Raw genomic sequence first — 25,313 nt, forward strand, 5'->3', positions numbered from 1 at the left:
ATGTAATTGATTTTACGGTGGGTTTACAGCAGCGCAAAGAAAAAAGGCCGCTTTCGCGGCCTTTTTAGTTAGATCATCTCACTCTGCTTTGGGTGAAGCATTTTCGACACGGCTTTTTAACTTCTGGCCGGGTCTGAAGGTCACCACGCGGCGAGCCGTAATGGGAATATCCTCACCCGTCTTCGGGTTACGACCCGGACGTTGATTCTTGTCGCGCAAATCAAAGTTACCAAAGCCGGAGAGTTTCACCTGCTCACCGTTTTCCAGAGCGCGACGGATCTCTTCGAAAAACAGCTCAACCAGCTCTTTGGCATCCCGTTTGCTAAGCCCAAGCTTATCAAACAGATATTCGGACATTTCAGCTTTTGTAAGCGCCATAGGTTCAATCCCTCAATGATGCCTGGAATCGCTCTTTTAATGCCTCTACACATTTGGCAACGGTAGCGGCAATCTCCTCTTCTTCGAGTGTACGGCTGGTATCCTGAAGGATCAGACTGATAGCCAGGCTCTTAAAGCCCTCTGCCACGCCCTTGCCGCGGTACACGTCAAATAAGTTTACGCCAACTACCTGATTTACGCCAACTTTCTTACATTCGGCCAAAATATCTGCGGCAGGCACATTTTCAGCCACCACAACTGCGATATCACGACGGTTTGCCGGGAAGCGAGAAATCTCCTGAGCCTGAGGAATGACGCGGTCTGCGACCTTGTTCCACTCCAGTTCAAACGCCAGTGTACGGCCATTGAGATCGAGTTTGCGTTCCAGTTCCGGATGCACAACACCAATGAAACCAACGCGTTCACCTTTCAGATAAATCGCGGCACTTTGTCCCGGATGCAGCGCCGGAATGGCTTCAGCACGGAACTCAATTTCAGACAATTTACCGGTCAGATCCAGCACCGATTCCAGATCGCCTTTCAGGTCGTAAAAATCAACGCTGTTTTTGCTGAGATCCCAGTGCTCTTCATAGCGGTTGCCGCAGATAGCGCCCGCCAGCATCAGATCCTGACGGATACCCAGGCTCGCCTGAGTGTCCGGCACAAAGCGCAGACCGGTTTCGAAAATGCGCACACGGCTCTGCTGACGGTTCTGGTTGTAGACGATGGTGCCCAGCAGGCCGGTCAGCAGCGACAGGCGCATGGCGGACATTTCGCTGGAGATTGGGCTTGGCAGGATCAACGCTTCCTGGCCCGGGTGGATCAGCTGCTGCACTTTCGGGTCAACGAAGCTGTAGGTGATCACTTCCTGGTAGCCTTTATCGTTCAGCATGGTTTTCACACGCTTCAGAGAGAGGTCGGCTTCACGATGGGAGCCCATCACCAGGCCTGCCTGCACCGGCTCATCAGGAATGTTGTTGTAGCCGTAGACACGGGCCACTTCTTCCACCAGATCTTCTTCGATCTCCATATCGAAACGCCAGCTTGGCGCAACGGCTGTCCACTGGTCCTGGCCTTCGGTCACTTCACAGCCCAGACGACGCAGAATGTCGCTCACCTGCGCATCGGCAATGTGGTGGCCAATCAGGCGGTCCAGTTTGCTGCGGCGCAGGGTAATGGTCGCAGGCTTCGGCAGATGCGCCTCGCTGGTCACATCAACAACCGGACCGGCTTCACCACCGCAAATATCGATCAGCAAGCGGGTAGCGCGCTCCATCGCTTTGTACTGCAGCGCTGGATCCACGCCGCGCTCATAGCGGTGAGACGCGTCGGTATGCAGGCCGTGACGACGTGCGCGACCGGTAATGGAGAGCGGGCTGAAGAATGCACATTCCAGCAGCACGTTCTGGGTTTCATCGTTCACGCCGGAGTGGTCGCCGCCAAAGATCCCGCCCATCGCCAGCGCCTGGCCGTGGTCGGCAATCACCAGCGTGTCGGCATTGAGTTTGGCTTCGCTGCCGTCGAGCAGAACCAGGGTCTCGCCCTCTTTCGCCATACGAACCACAATGCCGCCTTCGATGCGATCTTTATCGAACGCATGCATCGGCTGACCGAGCTCCAGCAGGACGTAGTTGGTCACATCAACCACCGCATCGATGGAGCGAATACCGCAGCGGCGCAGTTTCTCTTTCATCCACAGCGGAGTGGGTGCCTTCACGTTAATGCCTTTAACCACACGGCCAAGGTAGCGCGGACAGGCATCCGGTGCGTCAACCTGAATCGATACGGTATCGTTGATGGTGGCAGCAACCGGTGCAATCTCTGGCACGTTCAGTTCGGTCTGGTTCAGCACAGCGACGTCGCGCGCAACGCCGATAATGCCTAAGCAGTCAGCACGGTTCGGGGTCACGCTGATTTCGATGGTGTTGTCATCAAGCTTCAGGTATTCGCGCAGGTCGGTACCGATCGGTGCATCTGCTGGCAGCTCAATGATGCCAGAGTGATCGTCAGAAATACCCAGCTCAGAGAAAGAGCACAGCATGCCTTCAGATGGCTCGCCGCGCAGTTTCGCCGCTTTAATTTTGAAATCGCCAGGCAGCACCGCGCCGACGGTCGCCACGGCTACCTTCAGGCCCTGACGGCAGTTTGGCGCACCGCAGACGATATCCAGCAGGCGTTCGCCGCCCACGTTTACTTTGGTAACACGCAGCTTGTCTGCATTCGGGTGCTGGCCGCACTCCACGACTTCACCCACAACCACGCCATTAAACGCGCCTGCAACCGGCTCAACGCCGTCCACTTCCAGGCCTGCCATGGTGATCTGGTTAGAGAGCGCCTCGCTGTCGAGCGCGGTGTTTACCCATTCGCGTAACCACAGTTCACTGAATTTCATTGTTCTGTCCTGCCCTTATTTAAACTGTTTGAGGAAACGCAAATCGTTTTCGAAGAATGCACGTAAGTCGGTCACGCCATAACGCAGCATGGTCAGACGCTCCATCCCCATACCGAACGCAAAGCCGGAGTAAACTTCCGGGTCGATGCCGACATTACGCAGGACGTTCGGGTGCACCATGCCGCAGCCCAGCACTTCCAGCCATTTGCCGTTTTTACCCATCACGTCGACTTCGGCAGAAGGTTCAGTGAACGGGAAGTAGGAAGGACGGAAACGGATCTGCAGATCTTCTTCAAAGAAGTTGCTCAGGAAGTCGTGCAGAGTGCCTTTCAGGTTGGTAAAGCTGATGTTTTTATCCACGATCAGCCCTTCCATCTGGTGGAACATTGGGGTGTGGGTCTGATCGTAGTCGTTACGATAGACGCGGCCCGGCGCGATAATGCGGATTGGCGGCTGCTTCTCTTTCATGGTGCGGATCTGCACGCCAGAGGTCTGGGTGCGCAGCAGACGGATAGCATCGAACCAGAAAGTGTCGTGGTCAGCACGTGCCGGGTGATGGCCTGGGATATTCAGGGCATCGAAGTTATGGTAATCGTCTTCGATTTCCGGGCCGGTCGCCACGGTAAAGCCGAGCTCACCGAAGAAACTTTCAATGCGGTCGATAGTCCGCGTAACCGGGTGCAGGCCACCGTTTTCAATACGACGACCCGGCAGGGAGACGTCGATGGTTTCTGCAGCCAGACGCGCATTCAGCGCAGCGCTTTCCAGCGCGTTTTTACGCTCGTTCAGCGCCTGCTGAACCTGCTCTTTGGCTTCGTTAATTACCGCACCTGCAGCCGGGCGCTCTTCTGGCGGCAATTCACGCAGGGTAGTCATTTGAAGGGTCAATTGCCCTTTCTTGCCCAGATATTCCACGCGGACATTGTCTAACGCGGCAACATCTGAGGCCTGGTTAATGGCGGCCGTTGCACTGGCAACTAGCTCTGCGAGATGTGACATGGTTTTCCTCGTTATGTAGCGATATTTACAAGCGGCAGATACGAAAAAAGCCTCCATCAGGAGGCTTTCTGGCGCTGTTTTCCGTTTCGTCTTTCACGCGCTAGCCTCCTGATGTCAGGTGCTAAAGTAAAAGAAGAAGCGGAAAATAGCAGCATTCATGCTTGCGTTACCTTGTGTGGTATGGAACCTGTCGCCCTATTGAAAAGGGTCGCCAGAAAATTGTCAATGTTTTGATGCTGTTGAAACGAAAAGAGGGAGCAAAGCTCCCCCTTTCAACTGGCTTATGCCAGAGCTGCTTTCGCTTTTTCGACCAGAGCGGTGAACGCTACTTTATCGAATACGGCGATGTCAGCCAGGATCTTACGGTCGATTTCAACAGAGGCTTTTTTCAGGCCGTTGATGAATTTGCTGTAAGAAATACCGTTCTGACGTGCTGCTGCGTTGATACGCGCAATCCACAGTTGACGGAACTGACGCTTACGCTGACGACGGTCACGGTAAGCGTACTGACCTGCTTTGATAACAGCCTGGAAGGCAACGCGGTATACGCGTGAACGCGCACCGTAGTAGCCTTTAGCTTGTTTCAAAATTTTCTTGTGACGTGCACGTGCAATTACACCACGTTTTACGCGAGCCATGTGTGCTCTCCTGTATCTATTCTAAGTTAAAAAAGTTAAACGTTAACGACTTATGCGTACGGCAGGCACGCGATTACCAGGCCCAGATCGCCTTTAGAAACCATGGCTTTTGGACGCAGGTGACGTTTACGCTTGGTAGCTTTCTTAGTCAGAATGTGACGCAGGTTAGCGTGCTTGTGCTTAAAACCACCTTTACCGGTTTTTTTGAAGCGCTTAGCAGCACCGCGTACGGTCTTAATTTTTGGCATTTTAATAACTTCCACTTCGCATTGTTAAATAAACGAAACGTAGGCGAACAAAACCTGCGAAGCCTGTCGGCTCCACAGGAATTGCTACTTGAAGGCCTTACTGTTTCTTCTTAGGAGCGAGCACCATGATCATCTGGCGGCCTTCGATCTTCGTAGGGAAGGATTCGACTACTGCCAGTTCACTCAGATCGTCACGGACGCGGTTAAGCACTTCCATACCGATCTGTTGGTGGGCCATCTCACGACCGCGGAAACGCAGTGTGATCTTGGCCTTATCGCCATCTTCCAGAAAGCGAATCAGGCTGCGGAGTTTTACCTGATAATCGCCATCGTCGGTACCAGGACGGAATTTAATTTCCTTAACCTGGATAACTTTTTGCTTCTTCTTCTGTTCCTTAGAAGACTTACTCTTTTCATAAAGGAACTTGCCGTAGTCCATGATACGACAAACTGGCGGTTCGGCGTTAGGGCTGATTTCAACTAAATCTACTCCAGCTTCTTCAGCCTTTTCGATTGCTTCTCTCAGACTCACAATCCCCAGCTGCTCGCCTTCCAGACCTGTTAAGCGAACTTCCTGGGCGCGAATCTCGCCATTGATACGATTCGGACGTGCCGTTTGAACTCGTTTTCCGCCTTTAATACCTTATTCCTCCAGTTGTTGAAGACTGCGGCTGCGAATCTCTTGTTGCAGCTTCTCAATCACTTCGTTTACGTCCAGGCTGCCCAGGTCTTTACCACGGCGGGTGCGAACGGCTACTTTGCCTGCTTCCACCTCTTTATCACCACAGACCAGCATATACGGGACACGACGTAAAGTGTGCTCGCGGATTTTAAAGCCAATCTTCTCATTTCTCAAGTCTGCTTTTACGCGAATGCCCGCATTTTGTAGTTTCTGCGTCAATTCTTTAACGTAATCAGCCTGAGAATCGGTAATGTTCATCACCACTACCTGCACCGGCGCAAGCCAGGTTGGGAAGAAGCCAGCGAACTCTTCGGTCAGGATGCCGATGAAGCGCTCCAGAGAACCGAGAATCGCACGGTGAATCATTACCGGAACCTGACGCTCGTTGTCTTCGCCAACGTAAGAGGCGCTTAAACGCTGCGGCAGGGAGAAGTCCAGCTGTACAGTACCGCATTGCCATGCACGATCGAGGCAGTCATACAGGGTAAATTCAATTTTCGGACCGTAGAATGCGCCTTCGCCCAGCTGGTATTCAAACGGGATACCGTTCTCTTCCAGCGCGACGGCCAGGTCCGCCTCAGCACGATCCCAGGTCTCGTCACTGCCGATACGTTTTTCAGGACGAGTTGAGAGTTTGACCACGATCTTCTCGAAGCCAAAGGTGCTGTACATATCGTAGACCATACGAATACAGGCGTTAACTTCATCACGCACCTGATCTTCAGTACAGAAGATGTGCGCGTCATCCTGCGTAAAGCCACGAACACGCATCAGGCCATGCAGCGCGCCTGATGGCTCGTTACGGTGGCAGCTACCGAACTCCGCCATACGCAGCGGCAGATCGCGGTAGGATTTCAGACCCTGGTTAAAGATCTGAACGTGACCCGGACAGTTCATCGGCTTGATGCAGTATTCACGGTTCTCAGAAGAGGTGGTGAACATCGCATCTTTGTAGTTGTCCCAGTGGCCGGTTTTTTCCCACAGCACACGGTCCATCATGAACGGGCCTTTCACTTCCTGATACTGATACTCTTTCAGCTTGGAGCGTACAAATGTCTCCAGTTCGCGGAAGATAGTCCAGCCATCGTTATGCCAGAACACCATACCCGGCGCCTCTTCCTGCATGTGATACAGGTCGAGCTGTTTACCGATTTTACGGTGATCGCGCTTCGCCGCTTCTTCCAGGCGCTGCAGGTACGCGTTCAGGGCTTTTTTGTCGGCCCAGGCGGTACCGTAGATGCGTTGTAGCATCTTGTTGTTGCTGTCGCCACGCCAGTAAGCGCCTGCGGTCTTCATCAGTTTGAAGTGATGGCAGAAACGCATGTTCGGCACGTGCGGTCCACGGCACATGTCGACATATTCTTCATGATGATACAAGCCAGGCTTATCATCATGGGCAATGTTTTCGTCAAGAATGGTGACTTTGTAGCTTTCGCCACGCTTCACGAAGGTTTCACGCGCTTCGTGCCAGCTCACTTTCTTCTTAATGACGTCATAGTTGCTCTCAGCCAGCTCGTGCATACGCTTTTCGAGGGCTTCGATATCTTCCTGGGTCAGGGTGTGGTCAAGGTCAACGTCATAGTAGAAGCCGTTGTCGATAACCGGGCCGATTGCCATTTTGGTGTGAGGCCACAGCTGTTTGATCGCATGACCGAGCAGGTGCGCGCAGGAGTGACGAATGATCTCCAGACCTTCTTCGTCTTTCGCGGTGATGATCGACAGCTTCGCATCGTTTTCAATTAAATCGGAAGCATCAACCAGCTCACCGTCTACGCGGCCAGCGATAGTGGCTTTCGCCAGTCCCGGGCCGATATCCAGCGCAACATCCATTGGGCTTACAGCGCGGTCAAAATGGCGTTGGCTGCCATCAGGAAGAGTAATAACAGGCATTTTATGTCCTTATTTGCAGTGATGCCCCACACATAAGAGCATATGCAAAGAAAATAATCTTTAATTTACAGTGAATTGCAAAACCATCTGACCAACAATCGTCAAATTGGCCCGCAACCATGCACAGGATCGAAATCAGACAAATGACAATTTACGATCAGCCCGGAGATGGTAACACTAACAAAAGTGTGAAAACACCCTTTACAGGTAGAATGAACGCGTTAGTACTTTTGCATGAGTTTGACGTGGAATTTCAGACAGCTCCTCGCAATAGCGAGTTGCTGAGCTATTCTTGAACTGGTCCTTCAACATTCCATGGGGCAAATTATGAACGTATCCAGCAAAACAGTCGTTATCCTGAACATTCTTTCTGCCACCGCCTTACTCGTGATTCTGGCAGATAAGTTTCACTGGTTTTGACGCGGTTGTTGCAGGTGCCTGAGGATTTAGCACCCCGGTGAAGCGCAATTATCTTTGTTCTTTGGTAGACTGCATGAATCAATGAACAAGGATGATCGGATGCCAACGAAACGCTTTTCAAAAAAACACTGGAAGATGGTGATTGTGTTAATCGCCATCTGCGTTGCCATGCTATTATTACGCTGGGCGGCAATGATTTGGGGATAATCGCAACGCTTTCCCCTGACCTACAATGTTATTTCGCCTCGTGTCTTTAATAATGGCGCGAATATAAAACTTCGTTTTAAGTAACTTTACAAAAACGACAAAAATAAAAAAACCGGTACGTCAAAATCCGGTTTTTTTTAGTGGCAATAACGGCCCGCAAATGAATTCAGGTAACCTGACAAATCAATCAGGACCATTCACCGGCGACCAGTTTATGCACGTCGAACGCGTCATCCATGGATTGCCCGGTAGATTGCGAGCCCGGGGCGATGTTCGATCCGGCTTCTACATCAGAGGCTTTGGTAATGCCGATTTGTGTAGAGGTGTCACTGGCAGAGTTATATACAGCGTCAGCGGCAAATACGCCGAATGACAGTGCAGAAAGCACCAATGCTGCAGATGCAGTTGTGATTTTATTCATAATGTTTTTCTCTTACTGAATTAATACAGACCAACTTAAGGCAATATCTAGCCTGTGTTCATAGTTTAGATCTGGATCACACTTTTGCATAGTCAAAATATTTATCAATTCGTGTCAAATAAATTGAATAGTTAACGAAGCGAGGAATTGTGGAGAGAATATGGAGATATCGGCTAGCGCTATATTTTAAAACGGCGTTTATTATTTATCAGCACAAAAATCAAAAACGGGCCAATATAGTCTTGGCCCGCGATAATTACATTTTGTAGCCCAGAGAGACGGTGGTTCTGCGATCGGTATGTTCCGGCGCAGACGCTGGCGGCTCAGAGTTCCAGGTCACATTGTATGCAACTTTCAGCCCGAAATGGGCGTTGATTGCCACGTTGAGCGCGGTTTCGGAGTTGACGGTAGTGTCGTCAGCGCCAAAGACAGAAACGCCCTGGCTGAATTTCGCGTTTTCGGTCATCTGCCATGCATAGGTTCCGGACGCGTAGCCCAGCGGCTGGGTTTCCGTGTCGCCGTCAGTGTATTCGTCATAGCGTACGCCCGGACCAAATTCAAAGCGGAAGCTGTGTACCGGACCGTTCAGGAACTGCCGACCGTAACCGGCGGTCGCGACATCGCGCTCACGATAGCCGTTATAGCGATCGGTTAACCAGCTTGCCTGGCCAAACAGATAGTCATAGTCGGTCATGTTGTAACGGCTACGCCCACCGACCGCATATTTCTCGGAAGAACGCTCATCGTTAGAGGAGGTATTGCTTGCATTACCCCACAGCGACCAGGCGGTCGTGTTGCCGTACCAGGTCAGGGTGGTGTCTGCGGTCAGGGAAGAGCTTTTCGTATTGCCCGATTGCGCCAGATAACCTGCGTTAAGGTTGCCTTCGAAGGGTTTCTGTGCAGTGGAGGGATCATCCATGACAGTAAAAACGGAATCATCGGCTGCTGCATTCATTGACGCAAGCAGGCCTCCCGCTAACATCATCGCAGCGGGTACTGTCTTTAAGAGCTTCATTTATAAAGAGTCCGTACAACAAAAAAAGAGACCATTACGGTCCCGGAAACTTTCTTGCGGATCAATGCCATGGGATCCTTGGAAAGGTAACAAATTATAAAAAGGCTCAAATAACATAGCAATGATTTCTTGTTTCATTTTTGGAATAAGAACGATCTCAAAGCCCTCTAATATTTATAAAAAACAGTCACGTTACGTAAAGATATTTATATTAAAAATCATATTGTTATTACTTTCCCTTCTGTGGGTTCGGTGCCAGGCTTAATGCAAACCTCACTTACAGGAGATAAGCATGGATCGTATTTTTACGTTGACGCTCTCCCCTTCCCTGGACAGCGCTACCCTGACGGCACAAATCTATCCTGAAGGTAAACTCCGCTGCAGCGTGCCGGTCTTCGAGCCCGGCGGCGGTGGCATTAACGTCGCCCGGGCGATTACGCACCTTGGCGGAAAAGCCACAGCCATCTTTCCCGCGGGCGGTGCAACGGGTGAACATCTCGTCTCTCTCCTCGCCGACGAGCAGGTCGCCGTCGATACGGTTGAGGCCAAGGACTGGACCCGGCAAAACCTGCACGTTCACGTTGAATCCTCTAACGAGCAATACCGCTTTGTGATGCCTGGGGCGACGCTAAGCGAAGATGAGTTCCGCCAGCTGGAAGAGAAAGTGCTGGCCATCGAGAGCGGCGCATTGCTCGTTATCAGCGGCAGTCTGCCACCCGGCGTGAAAACTGAAAAACTGACGCAGCTGATCAGCGCTGCCCAGCAGAACGGCATTCGCTGCATTGTCGACAGCTCCGGGGAGGCGCTCAGCGCCGCGCTGACCCTTGGCAATATTGAGCTGGTGAAACCCAACCAGAAAGAGCTGAGCGCGCTGGTCAATCGTGACCTCAGCCAACCAGACGATGTACGTAAGGCCGCCGAGGAGTTAGTGAAAAGCGGCAAAGCGCGGCGGGTCGTCGTCTCCCTGGGTCCCCAGGGGGCACTGGCCGTTGATGAAACCGGCTCGGTACAAGTGGTACCGCCACCGATGAAAAGCCAGAGCACCGTCGGCGCAGGTGACAGCATGGTCGGCGCCATGACCCTGAAACTGGCGCAAGGCGCATCCTTACGGGAGATGACCCAGTACGGCGTGGCCGCAGGCAGCGCGGCAACCATTAATCACGGCACCCGGCTCTGCTCGCTGGAAGATACGCAGAAGATATTCAAGTATCTGGCAAATGCGTAATGGCGGCCCTCCCGGTTATCCGGCGAGGGCGACAAATAGCATGAATCGACTATGCTAAAAAATTTCGGGATAACAACGAGGTGAATGATGAGCAGTGGAGAGATCGCGCGCTACGTGGTAACCATTCAAGTGCATGAAGATACGCTGACCGAGCTCAACGAAATGAACAACAACCTCACCCGCGGAGGTTTTTTACTGACCATGACTGACGATGAGGGCACGCTGCATGAGCTGGGCACCCATACTTATGGTCTGGTTACCCCGCTGAGTGAAGAAGAGGTGAAGGCGCTGGCGTCGGGGCTGGTTGAGAGCGCAACCGGGAAAGAGCCGCAGGTTGAAGTCACGCGCTGGGAAAACTGGCATAAAGAGCAACAATAAATGCCCCAGGGCCAACCAAACGGCCCAACTGTGCGTTAGCTCGTATTTTTTTACCATAGTTTCACGCTAACTTTATGATCTGGCAGACAACATGGGAGAGCGATCATGTGGCAGGCTATCAGTCATCTTTTAAGTGAACAGCTGGGCGAAGGTGAAATTGAACTGCGTAATGAGCTGCCAGGGGGCGAAATCCACGCCGCGTGGCATCTGCGCTTTGCGGGCCGCGATCTCTTCGTGAAATGCGACGAACGTGAACTGTTACCGATATTCACGGCAGAAGCCGATCAGCTGGAACTGCTCTCCCGCAGCAAAACCGTATCTGTCCCGACAGTCCGGGCCGTAGGCAGCGATCGCGACTACAGTTTTCTGGTGATGGACTATCTCCCTCCCCGCCCGCTCGACGCGCACAATGCCTTTATTCTGGGGCAGCAGATCGCCCGCCTGCATCAGTGGAGCGAGCAGCCGCAGTTTGGCCTCGATTTTGACAACGATCTCTCCACCACCCCACAACCCAACGCCTGGCAGCGACGCTGGTCAACCTTCTTTGCCGAACAGCGCATCGGCTGGCAGCTGGAACTGGCGGCGGAAAAAGGGCTGGAGTTCGGCAATATTGACGCCATTGTCGATCATATTCAGCAGCGCCTGGCCTCACACCAGCCGCAGCCTTCGTTACTGCATGGCGATTTATGGTCGGATAACTGCGCGCTGGGTCCGAATGGCCCTTATATCTTTGATCCGGCCTGCTACTGGGGGGACAGAGAGTGCGATCTCGCCATGCTGTCTCTCCATCCTGAGCAGCCGCCACAAATTTATGATGGCTATCAGTCGATATCCCCGCTGCCGGCAGATTTTCTGGAAAGGCAGCCGGTGTATCAGCTCTATACGCTGATGAACCGCGCCATTCTGTTTGGTGGGGAGCATATGGTGAATGCGCAGCGAGCGCTGGAGCGGGTACTGGCGGCATAACGCGCAGGCTGCCGGGCTTCAGCGCCCGGCAGCGAACGCTTAGATCAGGCCGAGCAGCGAAAACAGGAAGTACCCGGCGACGATCATCAGCACGGGCAGCACGTAGAGCGTGAATATTTGCAGGAAAATAGTGTTATTCGGCACCACAATACGTGATTCGATCTGCTCACGGGTTAATCCTTCCTCCCCTCTCGCTTTCTCCAGAATCAGCTGCGCCTCCAACCCTTCGCGGATCATGCGCGTCTGGCGGCGCATCCGCGCTCCCGAAGCCTGCAACGCGAGAGCAATAAAGATCAGGGCAAAAATAATCCAGAATGCGATGTTCATCCCCTGCCGAAAATCAGGCGTCGGGGAGTTGTACCAGAAAAAGTTCAGGAATGGGGTATTGAACCGCATCATCTCAATCATGACATGGGCAAAATCAAGCATCACGGCGTTGATTCCGGCCTGCTTCTCGCTGTGGTCATAGATAAATTTCAGAACAGAAATAATGGTCGAGATAACTGACGGGATAAAAATCACCCATCCGGCAATCTGTTTCAGTATCGCGACGCGTCCAGCTTGTTGATATGTCATTGGTTCCTCATAATCGAATTACATCCTTTGAGGCTAAGTCTACCTGCTGGATCTCATTTTCGCCCGCTCTTTACTGGCGATATGCTAAATTGCCAGGGTGAGGTAGCGCTTACCGCTGCTAAAACCAACGAAAGGAGAGGTTGCATGTCGACGCCACGTCAAATTGTTGCTGCCATTTTTGATATGGATGGATTACTGATTGATTCTGAGCCGCTGTGGGATCGGGCTGAACTGGATGTGATGGCGAGTCTGGGTGTGGATATCAGCCGCCGTGACGAGCTGCCGGATACCCTCGGCCTGCGCATCGATATGGTGGTTGAACTCTGGTACGCCCACCAGCCGTGGGTAGGTCCAGGCCGGGATGAAGTGACCGATCGCATTATTAACCGCGCCATTACGCTGGTGGAAGAGACCCGTCCCTTACTCAAAGGCGCGCGTGAGGCCGTATTACTCTGTAAAGAACAGGGGCTGAAGGTCGGTCTGGCATCCGCCTCGCCGCTGCATATGCTGGAGAAGGTGCTGATCATGTTCGATCTGCGCGACAGCTTCGACGCGCAGGCCTCGGCAGAAAAGCTCCCGTACAGCAAGCCGCATCCGCAGGTCTATATGGATTGCGCCGCGAAGCTGGGCGTCGACCCGACCGCCTGCGTAGCGCTGGAAGACTCCGTGAATGGCATGATTGCCAGTAAAGCGGCCCGGATGCGCTCTATTGTCGTGCCTGCGGAAGAGAACCAGCACGACGCGCGCTACGCACTGGCCGATGTCAAACTGACCTCCCTGCAGGCGCTCACCGTGGCGCATCTACGCGGGTAATCGTCACTGGCGGGCAGCACCCTGTTGCCCGCAAACATGACCGCCTTAAAAATTTTTGAAACAGCATTTCATTTTAATTTGATCTTCCTGATAACTGATTCTATGCTTACCTCAGAACAACTATACCCCCCTACATGCTGAGGTCTGTATGATACTGGATGCCTTTAATCTTTCAGGAAAAGTTGCCATCGTTACCGGCTGTGATACCGGCCTCGGCCAGGGCATGGCGCTGGGTCTGGCCCAGGCTGGGTGCGATATTGTCAGCGTCAATCGCCGCGTTCCGGAAGAGACCGCTGCGGGCGTGAAGGCGCTGGGGCGTCGGTTTCTGGCTATTCAGGCCGACCTTAGCAAGCAGGATGCCATTGAAAGTCTTGTTGAACAGGCGGTGACCGGCATGGGGCGGGTCGATATCCTGGTGAATAACGCCGGGACCATTCGCCGGGAAGATGCATTGACCTTCAGTGAGAAAGACTGGGATGAGGTGATGAACCTCAACCTGAAGTCGGTCTTTTTCCTCTCTCAGGCCGTGGCCCGCCAGTTTATTGCGCAGGGGCAAGGGGGCAAAATTATTAATATCGCTTCCATGCTCTCCTTCCAGGGGGGGATCCGCGTTCCCTCTTATACCGCGTCAAAAAGCGGCGTGCTGGGGCTCACCCGGCTGCTTGCCAACGAGTGGGCGCAACATGGTATTAACGTAAATGCCATCGCCCCGGGGTACATGGCGACCAACAACACCCAGCAGCTACGCGACGACGAACAGCGCAGCAAAGAGATCCTCGATCGTATTCCGGCGGGTCGCTGGGGCAAGCCAGACGACCTCCAGGGCCCGGCGGTGTTTCTGGCCTCTTCCGCCTCGGACTATGTGAACGGTTATACCCTTGCCGTCGATGGTGGCTGGCTGGCGCGTTAACAGCTTTGTGACAAAGAGTTACACCGTCACTACTTCCGTATACTGTATAAAATCCCTATACTGGATGCATCGACAGTTTAGTGGGTTTTATCATGACGGCGGAAGGTCATCTGCTTTTTTCTCTCGCCTGCGCAGTGTTTGCCAAGAACGCTGAGCTTACACCAGTGCTGGCGCAGGGTGACTGGTGGCATATTGTGCCATCGGCGGTTTTGACCTGCCTGTTACCGGATATCGATCATCCTAAGTCGCTGCTCGGGCAGCGGCTGAAGTGGATCTCCAAACCCATTGCCCGCGCCTGCGGCCATCGCGGCTTTACGCACAGCCTGCTGGCAGTGTTCGCCGCCCTGACCCTCTTCTATTTAAAAGTACCCGACAGCTGGCTCATTCCCGCAGACGCCATTCAGGGAATGGTGCTGGGTTACCTGAGCCATATCCTGGCCGACATGCTCACCCCGGCAGGAGTTCCCCTCCTCTGGCCCTGCCGCTGGCGTTTTCGTTTGCCTATCCTCCGACCGCAAAAAGGTAACCAGCTGGAGCGTGCGCTGTGCATGGCCCTGTTTGCCTGGGCCGTCTGGATGCCTCAGACGCTGCCTGAAAACGGCGCCGTGCGCTGGTCTTCGCACATGATCAATTCGCTGCAATTTCAGTTCAACCGCTTTATTCATCTGCAAAGTGAGCAGTAACTGGACAAACTTAACCGTTTTGGCATAACCCATTCCATTTGGATATAAGCGACTGGATCACACTTCTGCTAACCTTGCGCCAATAAGGTCGGACTGATACCGATCTGATATTAAATCAGGAGAACGGGGATGAATTTTCCATTAATCGCGAACATTGTGGTGTTCGTCGGCCTACTGCTGTTGCTGGCGCAGGCGCATCATAAACAGTGGAGCCTGGCTAAAAAAGTGCTGGTCGGTCTGGTCATGGGCGTGGTCTTTGGCCTGGCGCTGCAGGCCATTTACGGTTCCAGCCATCCGGTGCTGAAAGAGTCTATTCAGTGGTTTAACGTTGTCGGCAACGGCTACGTCCAGCTGCTGCAGATGATCGTCATGCCGCTGGTCTTCGCCTCTATTCTGAGCGCGGTTGCCCGTCTGCATAACGCCTCCCAGCTGGGGAAAATCAGCTTTCTGACCATCGGTACGCTGCTGTTTACTACGCTTATCGCGGCGCTGGTCGGCGTGCTGGTCACCAACCTGTTTGGCCTGACGGCAGAAGGCCTGGTGCAGGGCACCGCGGAGACCGCGCGCCTGACCGCCATCGAGACCAACTATGCGGGTAAAGTAGCGGATCTCACCGTTCCGCAGATGCTGCTCTCCTTTATCCCGAAAAACCCGTTTGCCGATCTGACCGGCGCCAACCCGACGTCGATCATCAGCGTGGTGATTTTCGCCGCCTTCCTGGGCGTAGCTGCCCTGAAGCTGCTGAAAGATGATGCGCCGAAAGGCCAGCGCGTACTGACCGCCATCGATACCCTGCAGAGCTGGGTGATGAAGCTGGTGCGTCTGGTGATGCAGCTGACCCCGTATGGCGTTCTGGCGCTGATGACCAAAGTGGTTGCGGGCTCGAACCTGCAGGACATCATCAAGCTGGGTAGCTTCGTGGTGACCTCGTATCTCGGTCTGGGCATTATGTTTGTGGTTCACGCCATTCTGCTCAGCGTAAACGGTGTCAGCCCACTGAAATATTTCCGCAAAGTGTGGCCGGTACTGACCTTCGCCTTTACCAGCCGCTCCAGCGCCGCCTCCATTCCACTGAACGTGGAAGCGCAGACCCGTCGTCTGGGCGTGCCGGAATCTATTGCCAGCTTCTCCGCCTCCTTCGGCGCGACGATTGGTCAGAACGGTTGTGCAGGTCTCTACCCTGCCATGCTGGCGGTGATGGTTGCCCCAACGGTTGGGATTAACCCGCTGGATCCGGTATGGATTGCGACCCTGGTGGGGATTGTCACCGTGAGCTCTGCTGGTGTGGCCGGTGTGGGCGGCGGCGCAACCTTCGCGGCACTGATTGTTCTGCCTGCGCTGGGTCTACCAGTAACGCTGGTGGCCCTACTGATCTCTGTTGAACCGTTGATCGACATGGGTCGTACCGCACTGAACGTCAGCGGCTCCATGACCGCCGGGACGCTGACCAGCCAGTGGCTGAAGCAGACCGACAAAACCATCCTGGCAAGTGAAGACGACGCGGAGCTCGCGCACCGTTAATCGCCTTCTGAGTTAAAAAAAACCGCCTTCAGTAATGACGGCGGTTTTTTTATCTCTGTTAATCCTCAACCTCTTCATCCTGACGGACCTGCAGCGCCCAGCGCTGGGCTGATTCCGGAACGGTAAATGCTGGAGAACGACGAAAACGCTCCCCGATCAGGACAAAGGCCACATATTTGCCGCGTAACAGCCAGACGTCACGAAAGCCATCCATTTTGGTGGCATGTTCTGGCGGCGCAGGTTCAACGCGAGGCTGGTAACTGATCACAGGGCGATTTTGTTGGCGAAGAGGTTTCATAAGCAGCAGTTTCACTAAACAAACATAAAAATCAGCAAATTCTTATCATAGCCGATTGCCCCTCCTGCGTCGCGCCTCACGTGTTTTATCAAGCATAAGCACTGGCCTTAGTTCGGCCTTTCACCCGGTCTATAACCCGTAATGTTCTATAGTTATTGAGTTTTGACGCAAAAACGGCCGCATTTCAGCAATGAAAAGGAGACGAGTGCAATGTCGCAAAATGATAAAACCCATAAACCTGAACAATCCCCGCTTCACGATGCCAGCGAAGCGAAACCCGGAATGGACTCGCTGGCCCCGGCGGACGGTTCTCACCGCGCCAGTCCAGTCCCTACTCCGCCAGGTCAGGAGCCTACGGCCCCCGGCAGCATGAAGGCGCCAGATACCGGCAACCAGAAACTGAATGCCCTGGAGGGGGTTCGCAAAGGAGGTGAAAACTTCCCGTTGACCACCAACCAGGGCGTGCGTATCAGTGACGATCAGAACTCCCTTCGTGCCGGTACCCGCGGTCCCACCCTGCTGGAAGACTTTATCCTGCGGGAGAAGATCACCCACTTTGACCATGAACGTATCCCGGAGCGCATCGTACACGCGCGCGGCTCCGCCGCTCACGGCTATTTCCAGCCTTACAAAAGCCTGAAAGAGATTACTAAAGCCGATTTCCTGTCGGATCCGGATAAAATCACACCGGTCTTTGTGCGCTTTTCCACGGTACAGGGCGGCGCAGGTTCTGCCGATACGGTGCGCGATATTCGCGGTTTCGCCACCAAGTTTTACACCGATGAGGGTGTTTTTGATCTGGTGGGCAACAACACACCGATCTTCTTTATTCAGGACGCACACAAGTTCCCCGATTTTGTTCACGCCGTAAAACCGGAACCTCACTGGGCTATTCCCCAGGGCCAGAGCGCACACGATACCTTCTGGGATTACGTATCGCTGCAGCCGGAAACCCTGCATAACGTGATGTGGGCAATGTCCGACCGCGGCATTCCGCGCAGCTACCGCACCATGGAGGGCTTTGGCATTCATACCTTCCGGCTGATTAATGCCGAAGGCAAAGCCACCTTTGTACGCTTCCACTGGAAACCGGTAGCCGGTAAAGCCTCGCTGGTATGGGATGAGGCGCAAAAACTTACCGGACGCGACCCGGACTTCCATCGCCGCGACCTGTGGGAATCCATTGAAGCAGGCGATTTCCCGGAATTTGAGCTCGGTTTCCAGTTGATCCCGGAAGAGGACGAGTTCAAATTTGATTTTGATATCCTCGATCCGACCAAGCTGATCCCGGAAGAGCTGGTGCCGGTTCAGCTGGTGGGCAAAATGGTGCTCAACCGTAACCCGGACAACTTCTTTGCTGAAAACGAGCAGGCCGCGTTCCACCCAGGGCACATCGTTCCCGGGATGGACTTTACCAACGACCCGCTACTGCAGGGGCGTCTGTTCTCCTATACCGATACGCAAATCAGTCGCCTAGGCGGGCCTAACTTCCATGAGATCCCGATCAACCGCCCCACCTGCCCGTACCATAATTTCCAGCGGGACGGGATGCACCGCACGGAGATTGACACCAACCCGGCGAACTACGAGCCAAACTCGATCAATGACAACTGGCCACGCGAAACGCCGCCGGGGCCAAAACGGGGCGGGTTCGAGTCCTATCAGGAGCGCGTAGAGGGATCGAAGATCCGCGAGCGCAGTCCCTCTTTCGCCGAATACTATGCCCATCCACGGCTGTTCTGGCAGAGCCAGACGCCCGTTGAGCAGGAGCATATCATTGGCGCCTTCAGCTTTGAGTTAAGCAAAGTGGTGCGCGCCTACATTCGCGAGCGGGTGGTCGATCAGCTGGCTCATATTGATATCACTCTCGCGCAGGGCGTGGCGGACAACCTGGGCATCACCCTTACCGACGAGCAGCGTAATCTGGTTCCGCCGCAGGATGTTAACGGCGTGAAAAAGGATCCTTCCCTCAGCCTGTATGCCGTTCCTGGCGGCGATATCAAAGGCCGTGTGGTGGCGGTATTGCTTAACGATACCCCGCGGGCGAGCGATGTGCTGGCAGTGCTGCGGGCACTGAAGGCCAAAGGCGTCCATGCCAAACTGCTCTATTCGCGTATGGGTGAAGTCACCGCTGATGATGGCTCGGTGCTGCCAGTGGCGGCCACCTTCGCCGGTTCACCGTCGTTGACCGTCGATGCGGTCGTCGTGCCGTGCGGCGATATTCAGAGCCTGCTGAATAACGGCGACGCCGCTTACTATCTGCTGGAAGCGTACAAGCATCTCAAGCCGATTGCGCTGGCTGGCGATGCCCGTCAGTTTAAGCCGCTACTGAAGGTGGCAGATCAGGGCGAAGAAGGGATCGTCGAAGGCGACACGGCTGCGGGTGCGTTTATGGATGAGCTGACGTTGCTGATGGCAGCGCACCGGGTCTGGTCGCGTCGCAGTAAGATTGACCAAATACCTGCGTAAAAAAAGCCGGGTGGCGCTTGCGCTTATCCGGCCTACGGTTCCGTGTAATTTGCTAACCGGATAAAACCCGGCGTAAGGTTCCATTAAATTTGTAGGCCGGGTAAGGCGAAGCCGCCACCCGGCAATTCCTCACAGATCCCTGAACGTTCCCAGACGATACCCGCGCTCGGCAATCGCATACTTCAGCGACGTCGACGTCAGCACCTCCATCTCCGCCAGCCGTGGCCAGCAGTAAGCGCTTTTACGGATCGTATTGTCGATAAAGGCTGGATGCGCCATCACCTCCAGCGACCGCTCTCCCTGCTGTACGGACCTGTCCAGTACGCTTAAAAACAGCGCTTCACTGATTTCGTCGCCATAAAATGCGCTGCTGAAACCGTCCGTCGTGGGCGGCAGATCGCCCCCCGTATCGCCGAGCATGTCGACCTGACGATCCACACGCAGCGCCACCCCTTTGCGGCGGGCAAACTCGGCCACCAGCGGGAAGATGGCCGGGATCATATGCACGTGATGATGGCTGTCGATATGGGTCGGTTCGCGCCCGAAGAGATCGACGAAGCGATTGAACTGACAGTCCAGCTCGCGGGCGATCTCCTCCAGGGGTAACGTCCCCTGCTCTGCCATCTCCCAGATCCATTTACCCAACAGCCCGTCCCGGGTCAGCCCTGGCATGGCGGTCAGCGGCATACCAAGGGTCAGAACAAAGTGCATGCCCACGCCCAGATCGGGCAGATCCCGGCTGAGCGCCGCGGCGTGCTCAATGGCTTCGCCGTTGACCATGGCGGTGGTAGAGGTCACCACACCGTGCCGACAGGCTTCCACGATGCCGTAGTTCTGCCCTTTTGAGAGGCCAAAATCATCGGCATTGACGATCAGCAGATATTCCATAGCGATCCCTCTTAGTGCTGCTCGCTTTTCAGTTTATCGATAGTGGCAGCGAAATTCGGCAGCCATTTTTCATGGGCCAGAATCAGATCCCGCGCCAGCTTCTCGGCATCGCGATCGGAGTGCACCAGCGGGCTCAGGTTCAGGGCCAGCAGCACGTCATTCAGCTCGCCGCTGATCGCCGCCTGGCTTGCCGCCACTTCAAAGCCCTTGATGGTGTGGATAAGCCCCATCACTTTGTCATCGAAATGGGTCAGGCGCGGATGCGGCTTCGCCCCGTCACGGCCCAGGATACAGGTCATCTCCACCGCCCAGTCAGCCGGGATGTTATCAATGTGGCCATAGTGCGGCACGTTAACGTAGTGCTCCGCCTGCTTGTCGTTGTAGATGGCGTTGATCACTTCGCAGGCTGCATCGGAGTAGTAGGCCCCGCCGCGCTGCTCCAGCTCTTTCGGCTTCACGTTCAGATCCGGGTTCTTATAGAGCTCGAACAGCTGTTTTTCCACCTTCTGCACCACCTGCGCGCGGGCGCCGCCTTTGTAGTATTCGCCCATCTCGATCGCCAGCATCTCTTTCAGCTTGAAGTAGTAGAGCAGATAGGAGCATGGCAGCAGATTCAGGGAGCGGATCAGCCCTTCGCTAAACGGCAGGTCAAAAATGTTCTTCACTGAACTTGCTTTCAGGGTGCCGCTGGCAACGCCATCCAGCAGCTCCGGGAAGCGTGACTTGCCGTTGACCAGGACATCCTTGATAAAGACCATGTGGTTCAGGCCAAACAGGTCGATAGAGAGGTCGTCGTTGTCGGTCAGCGCCAGCACGTCGCGAATAAACATCTTCATGCCGATAGGGATATTGCAGACCCCAATGAAGCGTTTGAATCCGGTATGGCGATAAACCGCTTCGGTGACCATCCCGGCCGGGTTGGTGAAGTTAATCACCCACGCCTGAGGACAGATCTCCTGTACATCTTTAATGATGTCGAACACCACTGGAATGGTGCGCAGCCCTTTGAACAGGCCGCCTGCACCGTTGGTCTCCTGGCCCAGGTAGCCGTAGCTCAGCGGGATACGCTCATCCAGCTCGCGCGCTTTAAGCTGGCCGACACGCAGCTGCGTCGTCACGAAATCGGCATCTTTCAGCGCCTGACGACGGTCGAGGGTTTTATGCACGGTCATCGGCACGCCCGCTTTTTTCACCATGCGCTGGCACAGGTCAAAAATAATATCGAGCTTCTCCTGGCCCTCGGCCACGTCAACCAGCCACAATTCACTGACCGGCAGTTCATGATAACGCTTAAGGAAGCCTTCCAGTAATTCCGGGGTGTAGCTGCTTCCGCCGCCAATGGTTACGACTTTAAGTTTCTTTTGCATAATATTCTCCCTGGAGATCCGCTTTTTAAGTATAGCGATCCCGTCCCACTTATATTGGGCAAGTCTGTTAATCGATATTCCCGGCAGTAATACCGCCGGACGTTAATTAATAACTGTGAGGTTTTTCCGGTAGCTGTTAGGTGTAAATGAGGTCAATTTCTTAAAGGTTTTAATAAACAGACTCGGACTGCTATAACCGGATTCATAAGCAATATCCGTCACCGAATAATTGGTGATTTCCAGCTGTTTTCTGGCGAAATTGATCCGTATTTCATTAATAATCTGCATCGGCGTTTTCTGATAATAACGCTGGGTGGCACGGGTCAGGTATTCCTGGGATTTACCCGACAGCGCCACCATATTCTCCAGCGCGTTTTCCCCAAAACGCAGTTTGTCGTGCATCATTTCAACGGTGGTGCGCAGCCATTGTGGAATATCGTCTGATGCCTGCTGCTCTTCGCGATAGTGGCGTAAGCGGTTAACAACGTAGAAGGTTACCGTTTCAATGAATTCGTCAAATTCATTATCGCGGAAGTTGAGCGAGGCAATAACGGTGTCGATCCAGTTCAGGAATTCACTTTTAACGTGATAAACCTGCGATGCAACAAAGCAGAACGGCAGCAGCGGCGAATAGTGGGTTTCGAAGAAGCGTTTACTGATGCCGACGTTAAGAATGCGCGTGGCGCCAAAATCGTAAAAGCTCTGATGGTGAGAACCCATCGGGATAAAAACAAAATCCCCACGCTCCAGCAGCACCCGCTTGCCGTTGATCTCCTGGAAATAGCGGCCGGTCAGCACAATGGTGAACTCATAGTAGTCATGCTGATGCAGACCGCTGATGCTCTCCACCTTGTTGTAGATAAACACATGAAAATTTTTACCATTAAACAGCTGTTGTTCCCGGGCGGTAGTGATTTCCATGGCGCTGACCTCCTGCTATCAGACTGACTTACTGCATTTTCTCGTGAAGTTCGATGAGTTCCGCCACCAGCTCACGCGCCAGCATGGAGGTCATCAGATGGTCCTGGGCGTGTACCAGCACCAGGCTGACCTTCATCTTACCTTCACCCTGATCGCTTTCGATCAGTTTTGTTTGCACCAGGTGCGCTTCATTGAGCGCGGTGCGCGACTGAGCCATCATCTCATTGGCGGTGGCGAAATCGCCCTGCTTGGCTTTTTTCAGCGCTGCGTACGCCAGGCTGCGGGCCTGACCGGAGTTGATGATAAGTCCCATCACCACTTCTTCAAGATCGTTCTCTACGACCTCTTCCGCTTCTGCTACCACATTATCTAAATCAAACATGTTTTCTCTCCTGTACTGACGCGGGTCGCCCCGCGTCATACGACATCAGAATTTCAGGGCGAGGGCGATATCCTCTTCGCTCTCTTCTTCATCAATGGTGGTCTGGGCCTTGTTAGCGATGGCGACAAACGGCATATAGAGCAGGGTTGCCACGCCCAGGTTAAATATCGCCAGCAGGAAGGCCGCTACGCTGCCGTTGGTGTTGAAGAAGGCGCCCAGACCGGCTGGCATTGTCCAGGGTGCAATGTTCGTAACCGGCGGGATAATGCCCATGTAGTAAGCCGTCAGGGTAATGGCGGCCAGCAGCGGCTGCACCAGGATGAACGGAATGAACATCACCGGGTTCATGATAATCGGCAGACCGAACAGGATGGGCTCGTTAATCTGGAAGATGCCTGATGGCAGGGCCAGCTTCGCCACCTGACGGTAATCCGCACGACGGGAGGTGATAAACACCGCGATAATCAGACCCAGTGTCGCCCCGGTACCGCCCAGGAAGATGTAGGAATCGAGCATCGGTTTCGCCCACACGTGGAAGGTCTTACCGGCCGCCAGCGCTGCGTCCACAGAGCCGTACTGCTGGTAGAGCGCCACGTTTTCCAGCGCCCATGGGGTCATGATGCCGCTGTCCAGCGCAGCCAGCGCCAGAGAACCGTGAACACCGAAGAACCACAGCAGGGAGGTGAAAATCACGTAAGCCCAGCCTACCACGCCACCCATGGATGCCAGCGGTGTAGAGATGGTGTCCATGATGATCTGGTGGAAATTGGTGCCCCAGTTAGAGAGTGCCCAGGCGATGGTTCCCATGATGGAGAGAATAATGAAGCCCGGGATCAGCGCCGAGAAGGAGCGTGATACCGATGCCGGAACGCTGTCCGGTAAGCGGATCACCCAGTTGCGACGAATAATAAAGGTAAACATTTCCGCCACGACCAGACCGATCACAATACCGGAAATGATGTTCGCCCCTCCCAGCCAGTTAGCGCCTACTGCATAGGCTTCACCGACGCTATAAGGGGTGACGGTCATAAAGGCCGCGACAGATAATAAACCGGCGGCCAGCGAGTCGACTTTACGCTCTTCTGCCAGCGCCATCCCGATAAAGAAAGGTGCCATCAGCGACATAATACCCAGCGTACCGTTGTACACATTGCCGCCGATGGCCTTGAAACCATTTAACGTTTCAATAGTTGAGGGATCTAAACCAACGCCTAATGAATAGAAAAATGAACCATCACCGAAGCTAAGAAAAACGTTGTTAATTAAAACGAACATGGCCCCAGCCAGTGTTAACGGCATTAATTTAATAAAGCCGTTTTTAATAGCGTTGACATGCGGTTGCTTTCCTATTTTAACTGCAAAAGGAAGGAGTACCTTTTCAAGCGCAGCAATAAATCTACTCATAGAAAATGCCCTTAAATGCCGCAATAATATTGCGGCGTAAGTGTGTGTGAAATTGCTCTTTGACGGGAAAAATAAAAAATTAAATTAATTAGCAGCTTTTTTAATCGCTGCTACAGCAGCTTTAAGAACACCCAAACCATCCACTTTGCCGTACAGCGCAGAGTCGATCACTTCAACCGGTTTATTTGGTAACAGACGTTGAATTTCTGGCAGCATATAGGCAATTTGCGGCCCCAGTAGCACTACATCGGCACTGGTGCCTTTTTCGCCTGCCAGCGTTTCCGGGAAGGCTTCAATGATTACCGGGACTTCGTACTTCTCGGCCTGCGCACGCATCTTTGACACCAGCAGTGACGTTGACATGCCCGCTGAGCAAAACAGATAGATATGTTTCTTTTCCATAATGACTTCCCTCTTATATGGCCACCGCGTTAGCTGCGACATCAGCACCCTTACCGGGCGTCCTTCTCGCAGGCTGGTCTGATGGGATGAGTATACGGCAAGGGAAATGTCAGTGGTAATCCAGGAAGTTTTAGAATTGTCTCTCATTGACCTGCAGTTATGACAACCTTCACATTTCGGGCAAATAATTCGCGATAAGAATTAAGATTAGGGAGGGGAATAAAGAAAAACCGGCCAGTTGGCCGGTTTGGGTCTGCTCAGGGAAAGTGTTATCAGGCTTTAGGTGCCTGCGGATCGGTGTCATATTCCGCGCAGGTCTGGTAGCCAGAGTTCATAACGTGACCTGTGTCATCTAATGCAACAAAATAGGTTTCGGTTTTACCATCCCGTTGACCCAGGATATAGGTCTGGCAGGTACCGCGAGCGTGGATCATCGTCACTTCAGATGATGGCTTACCAGCCAGCTGCTCTACCTGAGCGCGGCTCATCCCTTTTTTAACATCTTTGACCACAGGCTCTTTAAACTGATCGGTTGTGCGGTCATAAGCGGTACAGCCCGCCAGTAAAGTCAGTACAGCCGCTGCGCCTAACATTCCTGCTACGTTCTTGTTCATATTCCGTCCTCTTGTTTATCAGCGTGTTAAGTAAGCCTGGAATAGAAAACTACATTTTTCAACCTCAAGCGTGACGGCAAAGTTTTTTCGGAAAATTCCTGCAAAACAAAGATAACCTGCTAAATCGCTCTATTTCGCTCCATTCAAATTTGTGATCCTTGTCGTTTTCCCCATGACGGGTTAGCTTTAACAGTACATTCATCAGG

At 53.6% G+C, this 25,313-nt stretch carries 29 protein-coding genes and 1 other annotated feature; of the genes, 10 read left to right on the plus strand and 19 right to left on the minus strand.

Annotated elements, in window-relative coordinates; translation table 11 throughout:
* Positions 1-78 precede the first annotated feature (78 nt).
* From ihfA to thrS, 8 genes are all read right to left on the minus strand, one after another.
* Positions 79-378 (minus strand): integration host factor subunit alpha, encoded by a 300-nt coding sequence (gene ihfA / locus DVA43_RS08180; RefSeq protein ID WP_006820203.1) that lies wholly within the window; start codon positions 376-378, stop codon positions 79-81.
* A gap of 4 nt (positions 379-382) precedes the next feature.
* A complete protein-coding gene (gene pheT / locus DVA43_RS08185) occupies positions 383-2,770 on the minus strand; it encodes a phenylalanine--tRNA ligase subunit beta (RefSeq protein ID WP_114315228.1) in 2,388 nt (795 codons plus the stop codon).
* 15 nt (positions 2,771-2,785) lie between these two features.
* Positions 2,786-3,769 (minus strand): phenylalanine--tRNA ligase subunit alpha, encoded by a 984-nt coding sequence (gene pheS / locus DVA43_RS08190; protein WP_114315229.1) that lies wholly within the window; start codon positions 3,767-3,769, stop codon positions 2,786-2,788.
* A 40-nt stretch (positions 3,770-3,809) separates the two neighbouring features.
* Positions 3,810-3,933, minus strand: a sequence feature (Phe leader region).
* Positions 3,884-3,928, minus strand: coding sequence for a pheST operon leader peptide PheM (gene pheM, locus DVA43_RS08195; RefSeq protein WP_001386830.1), 45 nt, complete (start codon positions 3,926-3,928; stop codon positions 3,884-3,886). It overlaps the preceding feature by 45 nt.
* Positions 3,934-4,050: 117 nt before the next feature.
* Positions 4,051-4,407, minus strand: a complete 357-nt coding sequence (gene rplT / locus DVA43_RS08200; protein ID WP_000124850.1) for a 50S ribosomal protein L20 — start codon at positions 4,405-4,407, stop codon at positions 4,051-4,053.
* A gap of 50 nt (positions 4,408-4,457) precedes the next feature.
* Positions 4,458-4,655 carry a 50S ribosomal protein L35 gene (gene rpmI / locus DVA43_RS08205; RefSeq protein ID WP_001124225.1) on the minus strand — a complete coding sequence of 66 codons (198 nt, stop codon included), beginning with the start codon at positions 4,653-4,655 and terminating at the stop codon, positions 4,458-4,460.
* Positions 4,656-4,752: 97 nt separating this feature from the next.
* The gene (gene infC, locus DVA43_RS08210) at positions 4,753-5,295 is read right to left on the minus strand and encodes a translation initiation factor IF-3 (protein ID WP_023616141.1); all 543 of its coding nucleotides are present in this window, start codon (positions 5,293-5,295) and stop codon (positions 4,753-4,755) included.
* Positions 5,296-5,298: 3 nt separating this feature from the next.
* Positions 5,299-7,227: a threonine--tRNA ligase gene (gene thrS / locus DVA43_RS08215; protein ID WP_103823853.1), complete on the minus strand. Its 1,929-nt coding sequence runs from the start codon at positions 7,225-7,227 to the stop codon at positions 5,299-5,301.
* A 327-nt stretch (positions 7,228-7,554) separates the two neighbouring features.
* Here thrS and yncL point away from each other — a divergent pair, with 327 nt between their 5' ends.
* Complete coding sequence (gene yncL, locus DVA43_RS08220) at positions 7,555-7,647, plus strand: stress response membrane protein YncL (RefSeq protein ID WP_103179304.1); 93 nt, start codon at positions 7,555-7,557, stop codon at positions 7,645-7,647.
* 99 nt (positions 7,648-7,746) lie between these two features.
* Entirely contained in the window at positions 7,747-7,854 is a 108-nt protein-coding gene (gene yniD / locus DVA43_RS08225; RefSeq protein ID WP_103823852.1) for a small membrane protein YniD, read from the plus strand.
* 187 nt (positions 7,855-8,041) lie between these two features.
* Here the strand turns inward: yniD and DVA43_RS08230 are convergent, their stop codons facing one another.
* Both DVA43_RS08230 and DVA43_RS08235 read right to left on the minus strand, forming a co-directional pair.
* Positions 8,042-8,275, minus strand: coding sequence for a hypothetical protein (locus DVA43_RS08230; protein WP_103823851.1), 234 nt, complete (start codon positions 8,273-8,275; stop codon positions 8,042-8,044).
* Positions 8,276-8,531: 256 nt separating this feature from the next.
* Complete coding sequence (locus DVA43_RS08235) at positions 8,532-9,290, minus strand: YdiY family protein (protein WP_114315230.1); 759 nt, start codon at positions 9,288-9,290, stop codon at positions 8,532-8,534.
* 292 nt (positions 9,291-9,582) lie between these two features.
* Between DVA43_RS08235 and pfkB the strand changes: the two genes are divergently transcribed.
* The 3 genes from pfkB (at position 9,583) to DVA43_RS08250 (ending at position 11,859) form a co-directional block, all read left to right on the plus strand.
* Positions 9,583-10,515 carry a 6-phosphofructokinase II gene (gene pfkB, locus DVA43_RS08240; protein WP_114315231.1) on the plus strand — a complete coding sequence of 311 codons (933 nt, stop codon included), beginning with the start codon at positions 9,583-9,585 and terminating at the stop codon, positions 10,513-10,515.
* An 87-nt stretch (positions 10,516-10,602) separates the two neighbouring features.
* Positions 10,603-10,893, plus strand: a complete 291-nt coding sequence (gene ghoS, locus DVA43_RS08245; protein WP_103823848.1) for a type V toxin-antitoxin system endoribonuclease antitoxin GhoS — start codon at positions 10,603-10,605, stop codon at positions 10,891-10,893.
* Positions 10,894-10,998: 105 nt separating this feature from the next.
* On the plus strand, positions 10,999-11,859 hold the full coding sequence (locus DVA43_RS08250; protein WP_114315232.1) for a fructosamine kinase family protein: 861 nt from the start codon (positions 10,999-11,001) through the stop codon (positions 11,857-11,859).
* Positions 11,860-11,898: 39 nt separating this feature from the next.
* Here DVA43_RS08250 and DVA43_RS08255 read toward each other — a convergent pair whose 3' ends face one another.
* A complete protein-coding gene (locus DVA43_RS08255) occupies positions 11,899-12,435 on the minus strand; it encodes a YniB family protein (RefSeq protein WP_103179297.1) in 537 nt (178 codons plus the stop codon).
* Between the two features lie 144 nt (positions 12,436-12,579).
* Between DVA43_RS08255 and hxpB the strand changes: the two genes are divergently transcribed.
* From hxpB to DVA43_RS08275, 4 genes are all read left to right on the plus strand, one after another.
* Positions 12,580-13,248, plus strand: coding sequence for a hexitol phosphatase HxpB (gene hxpB, locus DVA43_RS08260; protein WP_114315233.1), 669 nt, complete (start codon positions 12,580-12,582; stop codon positions 13,246-13,248).
* A 148-nt stretch (positions 13,249-13,396) separates the two neighbouring features.
* Complete coding sequence (gene kduD, locus DVA43_RS08265; protein WP_103823845.1) at positions 13,397-14,158, plus strand: 2-dehydro-3-deoxy-D-gluconate 5-dehydrogenase KduD; 762 nt, start codon at positions 13,397-13,399, stop codon at positions 14,156-14,158.
* A gap of 92 nt (positions 14,159-14,250) precedes the next feature.
* The gene (locus tag DVA43_RS08270) at positions 14,251-14,841 is read left to right on the plus strand and encodes a metal-dependent hydrolase (RefSeq protein WP_103179294.1); all 591 of its coding nucleotides are present in this window, start codon (positions 14,251-14,253) and stop codon (positions 14,839-14,841) included.
* Between the two features lie 129 nt (positions 14,842-14,970).
* Positions 14,971-16,362 (plus strand): L-cystine transporter, encoded by a 1,392-nt coding sequence (locus DVA43_RS08275; protein ID WP_114315234.1) that lies wholly within the window; start codon positions 14,971-14,973, stop codon positions 16,360-16,362.
* A 58-nt stretch (positions 16,363-16,420) separates the two neighbouring features.
* Here DVA43_RS08275 and cedA read toward each other — a convergent pair whose 3' ends face one another.
* Positions 16,421-16,660, minus strand: a complete 240-nt coding sequence (gene cedA, locus DVA43_RS08280) for a cell division activator CedA (RefSeq protein WP_231604252.1) — start codon at positions 16,658-16,660, stop codon at positions 16,421-16,423.
* A 210-nt stretch (positions 16,661-16,870) separates the two neighbouring features.
* Here cedA and katE point away from each other — a divergent pair, with 210 nt between their 5' ends.
* Positions 16,871-19,129, plus strand: a complete 2,259-nt coding sequence (gene katE / locus DVA43_RS08285; protein ID WP_114315235.1) for a catalase HPII — start codon at positions 16,871-16,873, stop codon at positions 19,127-19,129.
* Between the two features lie 129 nt (positions 19,130-19,258).
* Here the strand turns inward: katE and chbG are convergent, their stop codons facing one another.
* From chbG to osmE, 7 genes are all read right to left on the minus strand, one after another.
* A complete protein-coding gene (chbG, locus tag DVA43_RS08290) occupies positions 19,259-20,017 on the minus strand; it encodes a chitin disaccharide deacetylase (protein WP_114315236.1) in 759 nt (252 codons plus the stop codon).
* An 11-nt stretch (positions 20,018-20,028) separates the two neighbouring features.
* Positions 20,029-21,384, minus strand: coding sequence for a 6-phospho-beta-glucosidase (locus tag DVA43_RS08295; RefSeq protein ID WP_114315237.1), 1,356 nt, complete (start codon positions 21,382-21,384; stop codon positions 20,029-20,031).
* Positions 21,385-21,486: 102 nt separating this feature from the next.
* Entirely contained in the window at positions 21,487-22,305 is an 819-nt protein-coding gene (chbR, locus tag DVA43_RS08300) for a transcriptional regulator ChbR (RefSeq protein WP_114315238.1), read from the minus strand.
* A 28-nt stretch (positions 22,306-22,333) separates the two neighbouring features.
* Complete coding sequence (chbA, locus tag DVA43_RS08305; RefSeq protein WP_114315239.1) at positions 22,334-22,687, minus strand: PTS N,N'-diacetylchitobiose transporter subunit IIA; 354 nt, start codon at positions 22,685-22,687, stop codon at positions 22,334-22,336.
* Positions 22,688-22,732: 45 nt separating this feature from the next.
* Positions 22,733-24,091, minus strand: coding sequence for a PTS N,N'-diacetylchitobiose transporter subunit IIC (gene chbC, locus DVA43_RS08310; RefSeq protein WP_114315240.1), 1,359 nt, complete (start codon positions 24,089-24,091; stop codon positions 22,733-22,735).
* An 84-nt stretch (positions 24,092-24,175) separates the two neighbouring features.
* Positions 24,176-24,493 (minus strand): PTS N,N'-diacetylchitobiose transporter subunit IIB, encoded by a 318-nt coding sequence (gene chbB / locus DVA43_RS08315; protein WP_103823836.1) that lies wholly within the window; start codon positions 24,491-24,493, stop codon positions 24,176-24,178.
* Between the two features lie 272 nt (positions 24,494-24,765).
* Complete coding sequence (gene osmE / locus DVA43_RS08320; protein ID WP_103179284.1) at positions 24,766-25,107, minus strand: osmotically-inducible lipoprotein OsmE; 342 nt, start codon at positions 25,105-25,107, stop codon at positions 24,766-24,768.
* Positions 25,108-25,313: the final 206 nt, after the last annotated feature.

Origin of the sequence: Leclercia sp. W6, from assembly GCF_003336345.1 — a bacterium.
GTDB lineage: Bacteria > Pseudomonadota > Gammaproteobacteria > Enterobacterales > Enterobacteriaceae > Enterobacter.

Excerpts from the sequence above, each read along its gene's own strand:
- thrS (WP_103823853.1), bottom strand. The coding sequence starts at position 7,227 with ATGCCTGTTATTACTCTTCCTGATGGCAGCCAACGCCATTTTGACCGC.
- DVA43_RS08250 (WP_114315232.1), top strand. The coding sequence starts at position 10,999 with ATGTGGCAGGCTATCAGTCATCTTTTAAGTGAACAGCTGGGCGAAGGT.
- chbC (WP_114315240.1), bottom strand. The coding sequence starts at position 24,091 with ATGAGTAGATTTATTGCTGCGCTTGAAAAGGTACTCCTTCCTTTTGCA.
- chbA (WP_114315239.1), bottom strand. The coding sequence starts at position 22,687 with ATGTTTGATTTAGATAATGTGGTAGCAGAAGCGGAAGAGGTCGTAGAG.
- osmE (WP_103179284.1), bottom strand. The coding sequence starts at position 25,107 with ATGAACAAGAACGTAGCAGGAATGTTAGGCGCAGCGGCTGTACTGACT.
- cedA (WP_231604252.1), bottom strand. The coding sequence starts at position 16,660 with ATGAAACCTCTTCGCCAACAAAATCGCCCTGTGATCAGTTACCAGCCT.
- DVA43_RS08295 (WP_114315237.1), bottom strand. The coding sequence starts at position 21,384 with ATGCAAAAGAAACTTAAAGTCGTAACCATTGGCGGCGGAAGCAGCTAC.
- pheS (WP_114315229.1), bottom strand. The coding sequence starts at position 3,769 with ATGTCACATCTCGCAGAGCTAGTTGCCAGTGCAACGGCCGCCATTAAC.
- DVA43_RS08255 (WP_103179297.1), bottom strand. The coding sequence starts at position 12,435 with ATGACATATCAACAAGCTGGACGCGTCGCGATACTGAAACAGATTGCC.
- rplT (WP_000124850.1), bottom strand. The coding sequence starts at position 4,407 with ATGGCTCGCGTAAAACGTGGTGTAATTGCACGTGCACGTCACAAGAAA.
- kduD (WP_103823845.1), top strand. The coding sequence starts at position 13,397 with ATGATACTGGATGCCTTTAATCTTTCAGGAAAAGTTGCCATCGTTACC.
- hxpB (WP_114315233.1), top strand. The coding sequence starts at position 12,580 with ATGTCGACGCCACGTCAAATTGTTGCTGCCATTTTTGATATGGATGGA.
- ghoS (WP_103823848.1), top strand. The coding sequence starts at position 10,603 with ATGAGCAGTGGAGAGATCGCGCGCTACGTGGTAACCATTCAAGTGCAT.
- ihfA (WP_006820203.1), bottom strand. The coding sequence starts at position 378 with ATGGCGCTTACAAAAGCTGAAATGTCCGAATATCTGTTTGATAAGCTT.
- pheT (WP_114315228.1), bottom strand. The coding sequence starts at position 2,770 with ATGAAATTCAGTGAACTGTGGTTACGCGAATGGGTAAACACCGCGCTC.
- chbG (WP_114315236.1), bottom strand. The coding sequence starts at position 20,017 with ATGGAATATCTGCTGATCGTCAATGCCGATGATTTTGGCCTCTCAAAA.
- DVA43_RS08275 (WP_114315234.1), top strand. The coding sequence starts at position 14,971 with ATGAATTTTCCATTAATCGCGAACATTGTGGTGTTCGTCGGCCTACTG.
- chbR (WP_114315238.1), bottom strand. The coding sequence starts at position 22,305 with ATGGAAATCACTACCGCCCGGGAACAACAGCTGTTTAATGGTAAAAAT.
- chbB (WP_103823836.1), bottom strand. The coding sequence starts at position 24,493 with ATGGAAAAGAAACATATCTATCTGTTTTGCTCAGCGGGCATGTCAACG.
- DVA43_RS08270 (WP_103179294.1), top strand. The coding sequence starts at position 14,251 with ATGACGGCGGAAGGTCATCTGCTTTTTTCTCTCGCCTGCGCAGTGTTT.
- DVA43_RS08235 (WP_114315230.1), bottom strand. The coding sequence starts at position 9,290 with ATGAAGCTCTTAAAGACAGTACCCGCTGCGATGATGTTAGCGGGAGGC.
- pfkB (WP_114315231.1), top strand. The coding sequence starts at position 9,583 with ATGGATCGTATTTTTACGTTGACGCTCTCCCCTTCCCTGGACAGCGCT.
- DVA43_RS08230 (WP_103823851.1), bottom strand. The coding sequence starts at position 8,275 with ATGAATAAAATCACAACTGCATCTGCAGCATTGGTGCTTTCTGCACTG.
- rpmI (WP_001124225.1), bottom strand. The coding sequence starts at position 4,655 with ATGCCAAAAATTAAGACCGTACGCGGTGCTGCTAAGCGCTTCAAAAAA.
- katE (WP_114315235.1), top strand. The coding sequence starts at position 16,871 with ATGTCGCAAAATGATAAAACCCATAAACCTGAACAATCCCCGCTTCAC.
- yncL (WP_103179304.1), top strand. The coding sequence starts at position 7,555 with ATGAACGTATCCAGCAAAACAGTCGTTATCCTGAACATTCTTTCTGCC.
- yniD (WP_103823852.1), top strand. The coding sequence starts at position 7,747 with ATGCCAACGAAACGCTTTTCAAAAAAACACTGGAAGATGGTGATTGTG.